We start from the raw sequence: 2,081 nt of genomic DNA, 5'->3' as shown, positions 1-2,081 counted from the left end.
TTGGTTAATTGGTTGGAGGCGATACCTAGTGAGTAATAGAGATTTTATATTAAAAATTGGAGGAAAGCTAGATCCCTCCTTAACCAAAAGTTTTAATCAGAGTTCTAAAGAAGTAAAAAAACTTAGTGATCATATGAAAAAAGTTAAAGATATAAATTTTGCTAAAGGTTCAGAAGAAGTTAGAAAGTTAAGTAATGAAATGAGAAATCTTAAAACTACTAGCCGTGAGATCTCAAAGTTAGAAGAGAAAAGTAAAAAACTAGAAACTCAATTTACTAAAGGTAGAAAAACTTATTCAGAACAGCAAAGATCTTTATTTGAGTTGACTAAGAAAACAAAAGATTTAAAAAATGTTTTAGAAAAAACATCTAATCCAACTAAGAAAATGGTTAATGAATTCCAAAAGGCTAAATTAGCTGAAGATAAATTAAGAGCTAGTACAGAAAAAGAAAGAAAATCTTTAACCGATATGATGCGTAAAATGAAGTCGGTTAAACAGGAATCAAATAAATATGGTATGAGCCAAGAAGAACTATCTAAACAAATAAGTAAAGTTTCAAAGCAACAGAATAGATTAGCTAGAGATACAGAAATAACTAAAATGTATGAAGAAAGAATCAAATTATCAAAAGAGATGAAAAAAGCTTTACACCAAGAGAATCAAGAAAGATTTAAAAAGTTTAGAGATTCCAATAAAGAAAAAGGGAGAAATTCTCTTTATAGAGGAGTTGGGCAAGCAGTAGCTCTAGGTGTAGGAGTTAAGTTTGCCATAGATGATGAATCAGCCTTTGCAGATGTAAAGAAAACTACAGGATTACAAGGTAAAGAAGCTCTTAAATTCAAAAGGGATATTCTGAGCGCAACTAAGGAGTTACCTCTATTCAATAATCAAATTTATGATATTGCTGCAGCTGCAGGTCAAGCTGGTATAAAAATGAACGAACTTACAAAGTTTACAAAGGACACTGCAATGGTATCTGTAGCTTTTGATATGGATACAGGACAAGCAGGCGATATGTTAGCTACTTGGAGACAATCGTTCAAAATGACTCAAGGTGAAGTAGTAGATCTCGCAGATAAAATGAACTATTTAGGAGCTAAAATAAAGGCTTCTCCTGCACAGATTGCTGAACTAACCACAAGAATTGGAAGTTTAGGTAAGATAGCTAATTTTTCTGAAGCAGAAACAGCAGCTCTAGGTGGTACTTTAATAGCATTAGGAGTGTCAGATACTGGAAGAGCAGCTACAGGATTACAAAAAGTATTTACTACTTTAAGCGCAGGGGCTTCAGCTAGTGGAGATAAACTAAAAGCTTTACAGAAACTAGGACTAGATCCAGTAAATTTAAGTGTAGAACTACAAGATGATGCCACTGGAACAATGTTTAAAGTATTCCAACAAATTAAACAATTAGATAAATCAGAACAATTAGCAGTAACCAAACAACTATTTGGTGAAGAAGCACTGACTACAGTTCCACTATTAACAGATAATTTAAAATTTTTAGGAGAGAACTTAAAATTAGTTAAAGACAAATCAGGCTATTCCGGTAGTTCGATGTCAGAGCTAAAAAATAAGATGGATACAACTGCTAGTTCAATGAAAGTAGCAATTAAATCTAGTAGACAATTAGTCATGTCATTTACTAGTTTAATGTTACCTGCTATCAAAAGTACCACAACCGGTATAACTTCTCTAACTGATGGAATTAATTCATTTACAGAAAATCATCCAGGAATGTATAAAGCAGTAGCTTATGGTATTACAGGATTAGTAGGATTAAGGTTAGCTTCAGGTGGAGCTAGGTTAGGACTAGAGCAAGTATTTAAAATGAAAGATGACTATAAGGCATTTATGTCTGCAGGTAAAAAAATAAAAGAGTGGAAACAATGGGGTCCTGTTATTTCTGGTAGTAAATCTAAATTTAGATCATTATTTACCGGAATTAAAACTCATGGTGGAACTGCTTTTAATTTCTTAACTACTAATAGTAAGAAATCCTTTGAAGCTTTAAAAGCAGGTGCTTCTATTGCAGGTACAGGTTTTAAAACTTTAGGAAATGGGATGTTATCTTTGGGTA

General features: G+C 32.5%; 1 protein-coding gene. It reads left to right on the top strand.

Features of this window, described 5'->3' with window-relative positions; all coding sequences use genetic code 11:
• Positions 1-28: 28 nt before the first annotated feature.
• Positions 29-2,081 (top strand): phage tail tape measure protein (locus tag WBG30_RS01970; RefSeq protein ID WP_424502964.1); only part of this gene is annotated, 2,053 nt, incomplete at its 3' end.

Origin of the sequence: Psychrilyobacter sp. (assembly GCF_049671765.1) — a bacterium.
Classification (GTDB): Bacteria; Fusobacteriota; Fusobacteriia; order Fusobacteriales; family Fusobacteriaceae; genus Psychrilyobacter.
This window is presented reverse-complemented; position numbering and strand designations above follow the sequence as displayed.